6 protein-coding genes and 1 riboswitch are annotated in these 7,164 nt (G+C 34.9%); all 6 genes read right to left on the bottom strand.

Annotated elements, in window-relative coordinates; genetic code table 11:
• Positions 1-71: 71 nt before the first annotated feature.
• Positions 72-467: a cytosolic protein gene (locus RTL21_RS21170; RefSeq protein WP_312098853.1), complete on the bottom strand. Its 396-nt coding sequence runs from the start codon at positions 465-467 to the stop codon at positions 72-74.
• A gap of 312 nt (positions 468-779) precedes the next feature.
• The gene (locus RTL21_RS21165) at positions 780-980 is read right to left on the bottom strand and encodes a cold-shock protein (protein WP_312098851.1); all 201 of its coding nucleotides are present in this window, start codon (positions 978-980) and stop codon (positions 780-782) included.
• 153 nt (positions 981-1,133) lie between these two features.
• Positions 1,134-2,597, bottom strand: coding sequence for a degradosome RNA helicase CshA (cshA, locus tag RTL21_RS21160; RefSeq protein WP_312098849.1), 1,464 nt, complete (start codon positions 2,595-2,597; stop codon positions 1,134-1,136).
• 541 nt (positions 2,598-3,138) lie between these two features.
• Positions 3,139-3,339: a cold-shock protein gene (locus RTL21_RS21155; RefSeq protein WP_016203922.1), complete on the bottom strand. Its 201-nt coding sequence runs from the start codon at positions 3,337-3,339 to the stop codon at positions 3,139-3,141.
• 236 nt (positions 3,340-3,575) lie between these two features.
• Positions 3,576-4,418 carry a bifunctional 5,10-methylenetetrahydrofolate dehydrogenase/5,10-methenyltetrahydrofolate cyclohydrolase gene (locus tag RTL21_RS21150; RefSeq protein ID WP_312098846.1) on the bottom strand — a complete coding sequence of 281 codons (843 nt, stop codon included), beginning with the start codon at positions 4,416-4,418 and terminating at the stop codon, positions 3,576-3,578.
• Positions 4,419-4,463: 45 nt separating this feature from the next.
• Positions 4,464-4,547, bottom strand: a riboswitch (ZMP/ZTP riboswitch).
• Between the two features lie 845 nt (positions 4,548-5,392).
• On the bottom strand, positions 5,393-7,003 hold the full coding sequence (locus RTL21_RS21145) for a glycerol-3-phosphate dehydrogenase/oxidase (protein WP_312098855.1): 1,611 nt from the start codon (positions 7,001-7,003) through the stop codon (positions 5,393-5,395).
• Between the last annotated feature and the right edge of the window lie 161 nt (positions 7,004-7,164).

Below are 7,164 nucleotides of genomic sequence, written 5' to 3'. Positions count from 1 at the left end.
TTATTTAAGAGCTAAATTAAAGATTGTTCGTCTTTACAGATTGGCTATTTAGTTTGTCCCAGCCCCTTTTCTTAAACTTCTACTGTTTTTCCATCTTCTACAATATGATGCATTAAATGTGCCAAGTAATGAATAGGACCAAATTCTTCTTCATCCTCTTCCTCATCTTCTTCATATTGCAAATCATTTAAGTGCAATGCGACAAATTGATAAAAATCTTTTAGCTGAAAACTAAAGCAAGCAGATGGATCTTCGCTTCCCTCTTCATACTGAAGAACTAAGTAGGATTCTTTGCCAGCCTCGTCCACTGCATCAAAATAAATAAAGAAACCGATATTTGTATCTAATTCAAATAATTGTCTTGTTCCACCACTTGTAGCACGATTAAAATCGTCCTCGCTTAGTTTCTGTACAATCATTTGATCAACGCCATCTTCCGCATGAAAATTCACTTTAAATTCCTTCATGTTCAACACCTCTTTCTGTACCCTACTATTTTATACAATTACAGTTAATTTAGCAAAGAGTTGTACTTTTTATTCCTTTTAAATAAGGAAGTTTAGGGGAGTTTATTACTATAAGTAAATAACCTGAATGGGCTTCGCTTTCCATAGGTAAGCTTTTATCCTCCACTGCGGTTTTTTCTTTATGATTACAATTCTGTTTTGCTAATCCCAGCATGAGACTAAGTAGACTTATCCTACTCCGTATTACTTGAAATTTTTCCTTTTAAAAATAGCCTAAATAAAAAGAGTCCTTAAAAGGACTCTTTAATACAATTATAGTTTTGTTACATTTACAGCCTGTGGTCCACGGCTACCTTCTTCTATTTCAAAGTTAACTTCTTGACCTTCATCTAAAGTTTTGAACCCGTCTGTTTGGATGGCTGAAAAATGTACAAATACATCTTCTCCACCTTCCACTTCGATAAATCCAAATCCTTTTTCAGAATTAAACCATTTTACTTTACCTGTTGCCATTTTTTATTGCCTCCTAGATTTAAATAACAAGGATATTGTATATCCTTCATTTAACTAGTTTACCCATTTTGTCTCATTTAAAACGGGAAAATGTAAATTCCATCATTTTTAGAAAACAAAACAGCAGAATATAGGAACAGTATAATGAAAAAATTATTTACTTCTGTTGCGATTTCTAGGTCTTCTTTCACCAGAAGCGTTCGGGCGTTTTCTGTCATATCCGCCACGTTCTCCTCCACGGTCAGAACGGCGTCTACGATTACCTCCACCGCCACCAGAACGATTTTCTTTCTTCTTCGAACGCAATGGCTCAACAGCAGTTAATCTAACTGGTGTAGCATCTGGTTCTTTCGTTAGAAGCTTTAAAGCTGCCGCAAGCAATGTTACGGAATCTGTTTCTTCTAATAAACCTTCTGCAACACGCTTATATTCTGCATACTCATTCTCTTCAACTGTTTTTGTAATTTTATTAATGGTAGCTTGTTGGTTTCCAGCTAACACATCTGTAAGAGAAGGAATTGGTTTTTTAGTCATTGATTTCTTGGTTACATTTTCAATGATACGTAAATGATCAAGTTCTCTAGGACTAACAAACGTTACTGCAAGACCTTTTTTACCAGCGCGGCCTGTTCTACCGATACGGTGAACATAGCTTTCTGGATCTTGTGGAATATCAAAGTTATAAACATGGGATACGCCACTAATATCTAATCCTCTAGCTGCTACATCTGTAGCTACCATGATGTCAATGCTTTGTTCTTTAAAACGACGGATAACCTGGTCACGTTTCCCTTGAGGAATATCACCATGAATTCCTTCAGCAGAGTAACCACGTTTAATTAGTCCCTCTACAACTTCGTCTACACGTTTTTTTGTACGGCCAAAGACAATTGCAAGTTCTGGTGATTGAATATCAAGTAAGCTACATAACACATCAAACTTTTGACGCTCTTGAACTTCCATATAGTGCTGTTCAATATTTGTTACGGTCATTTCTTTCGCTTTAACTCTAACTATTTCAGGCTCAACCATGAATCTTTCTGCAAGGCTTTGGATTCTTTTTGGCATTGTTGCTGAAAATAATAGCGTTTGACGAGAATCAGGAGTTTCACTTAAGATTCTTTCGATATCTTCAATGAATCCCATATTTAACATTTCATCAGCTTCATCAAGTACAATCATTTTTAAATCTTGTAAGCGAATTGTTTTACGTTCAATATGGTCAATTAATCGACCAGGTGTTGCTGCGATAATTTCTGGCTTCTTTTTTAATCCACGAATTTGGCGATTAATATCTTGACCACCGTAAATTGGTAATGTGCGGATTCCTTTTACAGAACCAATGCGATTTAATTCTTCTGCTACTTGGACTGCTAATTCTCTCGTTGGAGCTAGAACTAATCCTTGTACCGCTTTACCAACTTCGATTTTTTCAAGTAAAGGAACACCAAATGCAGTTGTTTTACCTGTACCTGTTTGAGCTTGTCCAATCATATCTTTACCAGATAATGCAATTGGAATAGCCTGTGCCTGAATAGGTGTTGGCTCTTCGAATCCCATGTTTGATAATGCTTTTTCTAAACTATTACTTAATTGAAAATCTGAAAAAGTTGTCAATACTTTTTCCTCCTTGTAATTGTACTCCGTTGATTGATATTACCTTAGAATATAGGGCCAGAAATGTCGTAGGATAGGATCTCTATCATTTTTACATGAATGGATTCCACTAATTTTAGCGCATGATTACTCTTTAATATAAACCTTAAAACACCGCCCTATTATAAGGGACATTATTTGTTTAGAAAATACCAACCTAGAGTGTATTGTTTTATTTTGTTATAAATATATACTCTCCATTTTATTTCACTTTTTTTCATTTTCCAAAACATTAAGGTAAATAGGATCAATTAAAAGCCTTTATACCATACTTTAGTGGGAAATTATGTGGTTTTTTAACGGATGAATATAATGAAGTTGATGGAGAATTTTTATATAAATGCTTAGTTAAGAATTAGATAGCATTTTAATTTATGCTTTCTTTTGAAAAAAGATGTATAACAAAGCTTTTATAGTACAATCCTTATAAATAGAAGTTCAAATAAACATCATTAAAAAAGGTGATGCATTTTGAAAGGCATCACCTTTTTTTGATTGTTTATTAAGCTTTAGTTACGTTAGAAGCTTGTGGTCCACGGTTACCTTCAACGATTTCGAAAGTTACGTCTTGGCCTTCTTCTAAAGTTTTGAAACCTTCTGTTTGAATTGCAGAGAAGTGAACGAATACGTCTTGACCTTCAGAAGACTCGATGAAACCAAAACCTTTTTCTGCGTTAAACCATTTTACTTTACCTGTGTTCATTGTAAAACCTCCAAAAATGTGTTACACACTAAGCACCTAATATAACTTTTAGGAATCGATACGTCATTCAACATGAAAAAGCCGTAGCTGGAATGATGTAGAAGAAAATCGCCTACATACATTGCAGCTACGACCACCTTATCCATAAAACATATACCGAACTTAATTGCGTTACCCTTATAATATAATCTTATGCCCTTTTTGTCAATAACGTTTTCAAAACTTTAAATTTCATTTTAGCGATTTACCGCTTCTGCAGAATCAACCGTATGTTTTAAAAGCATACTGATGGTAACCGGTCCAACTCCTCCGGGAACTGGTGTAATCGCTGAAACCCTTTCTAAACAAGCATCATAATCAACATCACCAATATTGCCTTTATTATAGCCTGCGTCTAAAATTACTGCACCTTGTTTAATCCATTCACCTTGAATAAAGTTTGGTTTACCTACAGCAGCTATAACAATATCTGCTTGTCTTACATAATCTTCTACATTTACCGTACGAGAGTGGCAGGTTGTTACTGTTGCATCTTTATTTAATAGCAATGCAGATACCGGCTTCCCTAAAATTGGACTGCGCCCTATAACAACTGCATGCTTTCCACTAACTTCTACCCCATAATGTTCCATTATTTTCATAATGGCAGCTGGTGTACAGGATGGATATTTTCCAAATCCAAGTGCCGTTTGTCCATAGCCAAAACTAGTAACACCATCGACATCTTTACCAATATCTATAGCTTCAAATGCTTTTCGTTCGTCAATATGACTTGGTACAGGATGCTGTAGTAAAATACCATGTACATCCTTATCGTTATTTAACATGTATATCGTTTCTAATAATTCCTCTGTTGTTGTTTCTTTGCCAAGGTGGATTTTTCTAGATTCAATTTCTAGTTTTGCACATGCATTACCTTTCATTCGTACATAAGTAGCGGAAGATGAATCATCTCCAACTAAGATTGTTGCTAAGCAAGGAGTTATCCCTTTTTCCTTTAGAGCACTTATTCTTCCTTTTAATTCATCCTTTACTGCATTTGCTACTACATTTCCGTCTAAAATTAACTTTTCCGACATGTATATACCTCCTGGTAAATAATAAAAAGAAGGGCTATTCTTCTGCTCTTCTGCCCAGACGACCGGCTATACATATACACAGCTCCCATATGGTTATTTCCATCTATGTCGTCAGTCACTATGTATCAATAAGTTCCCTTGTATCATAACATAGCTCTATTTTAATTGAAATAAATTTTCCGATTTTTTCGGAATATAACAAACTGAAAATATCCCAATAAAACATTCTTTAAAAGCAATGAAAAAAGGATCTTTTAACCTTGATTATAAATTCAAGGTTAGAAGATCCTATGACTTATGACTGTATTCATCTAATGAATACATATTAAGCTATGCATATATTTAAGGAAATACACTTAAATTAAATATTGGTGTAAATGCCTAAAACAACGAAAGCCCTACCTCTCTTTCATCCTTACGGCTCCTAGGCCGTGCCAGTGTGAATTTAGGGTGAATCGTGCAGAACACAAAAATACATTTTTGAAATAAAATAATGGAAGGATTAATCCGCATTAGGAAGGATTTTAAATGTGTTTTTGAAGATAAATGGAGTGTAATTGTCATGAATAATCTTTAATAGTTGTTCCGTTTACTTATAAATTTCTTGTTACCTTACACATAATTCTACAAAATTCTGTTAAAACCTCAAATACATACAAGGAACATCATAACTTAGAATTGGATTTTAGTCAACTTTTAGTTTCCCTATTTTTGTAAAAACGTTAATATAATGGTTGGTATAACCGTATTAGATTTTCATTTAACCCACAGCCGAAATGCACTTCACTTTTCGCTGGATAACGATTTTAGCCTCCACAGCTTCGTCTCTCAAGAACTCACCTGTTTCGCTGTTCCCACAGGTGTCTATGTGCATTTCGACTATTCAGCATTTTACCGATAATATTTGAATTATATATTTTTAGAAATAACTGTACAATCATGAGAATATTAAGCCCTATTTTTATTATTTAGTCCTAATCCTCAAACGGTACTGTCGCTTTATGGATTTCTTCTTCTAATTCTGCCGCTAATGCATTTCTTCTTTCTTCGCTCCAAATATAATAAGCTGCCATGTACTCAATTACAGCCTCTTTTACTTCGTTTACTTTATCTATATTAAATAAAAGCATACCCGTTCGTCTTAATAAGACATCTGTTGGTGTCATGGCGAATTCGTATTCCATTGCATAATGAATCCTTGCAAGTAGTACTGGAGATAGTTTTTCATTTTTTCTAGTTAAGTTTTTTGCACATTCATAAATAATCGGAGCATTGCTACCATAAAGCTTCGCTATTTTTTCAGCATCTTCTCTGGAAAGCCCTGCATCTATTCCCATTGATACGATGTCTTTAATATAAGAAGAAAATCCTTTTGAACCTCCGACATCTCCACCTGAAATTGGCAATGATTTTGTCCTACATTTTTTATATGTTTTCCCTGTATTCTCTTGTAATCTGTTTGCGACTAAGTTAACAACTGTTTCAGCCATTTTACGGTAACCGGTTAATTTTCCTCCAGCGATTGTTATTAGCTTGCTATCCGACTCCCAAATCTCATCCTTTCTTGAGATTTCAGATGGGTCTTTTCCACCCTCCAAAATCAATGGCCTCACTCCAGCCCAGCTTGATTCTACATCTTCTGCTGAAATTGAGACAGAAGGAAACATAAATTTGATTGCTCCCAAAATATATTCTCTATCTTCTTTTGACATCGATGGGTGGATTGGGTCATCACTATAGAATGTATCTGTTGTCCCTACATAGGTTTTACCATCTCGTGGTATGGCGAAAACCATTCTACCATCAGCTGTATCAAAATAAACAGCCTGTTTTAGTGGGAAAACGGATTGATCGATAACTAAATGAACACCTTTTGTAAGCTGAAGTGTTTTCCCTTTTTTGCTTCCATCAATTGTTCTTAACGTATCTACCCAAGGTCCTGTTGCATTAACAATGCTTGTTGCATAAATTGGATAAATAGTATCCGAGATAAGATTTCTTACTTCTACACCTTCAACCTTACCATTTTGATCATATAAAAAGTTTTCTACTTTCGTGTAATTTATGGCAGTTGCTCCATTATCTACTGCTTTTTTCATCACTTCAACCGTTAAGCGACTGTCATCTGTTCGATATTCTACATAATACCCTCCACCTTTAAGACCATCTTTTTTTATTAATGGTTCTTTGGTAAGGGTTTCATCCTTTGATAACATTTTTCTACGTTCTGATTTTTTTACTCCTGCAAGAAAATCATAAACTCTTAAGCCTATGTTCGTTGAAAATTTACCAAAGGTCCCCCCTTGATGCAAAGGAAGGAGCATCCATTCAGGTGTAGTCACATGTGGCCCATTTTCATACACAACTTCTCTTTCTTTCCCTACTTCAGCAACCATCTTTACTTCAAATTGCTTTAAATAACGCAATCCTCCGTGAACTAATTTCGTGGATCTACTAGAGGTTCCAGCAGAAAAATCTTGCATTTCTACAAGCGCTACTTCCATCCCCCTTGTTGCTGCATCTAAAGCAATACCAGCACCTGTGATTCCTCCACCGATAACTAATAAATCAAAATTAGTGTTCATTAATTTTTTTTCAATCTCTTCTCTACTACTTGGCTTCTTTTGCAAAATAAAGACCTCCTGATAAGTGAAAAACCTGTTGGTTAAATAACTGGTTTTATTCTTACAGCTCTATATATGTTTTAAAACTCAAGGAAAATAAAAAGAGACCACAAAGCTACATT

The organism is Niallia sp., from assembly GCF_031978665.1.
GTDB lineage: Bacteria > Bacillota > Bacilli > Bacillales > Cytobacillaceae > Niallia.
The sequence above is the reverse complement of the archived record's forward strand: the minus strand, read 5'-3'. Positions and strand labels throughout refer to the sequence as shown.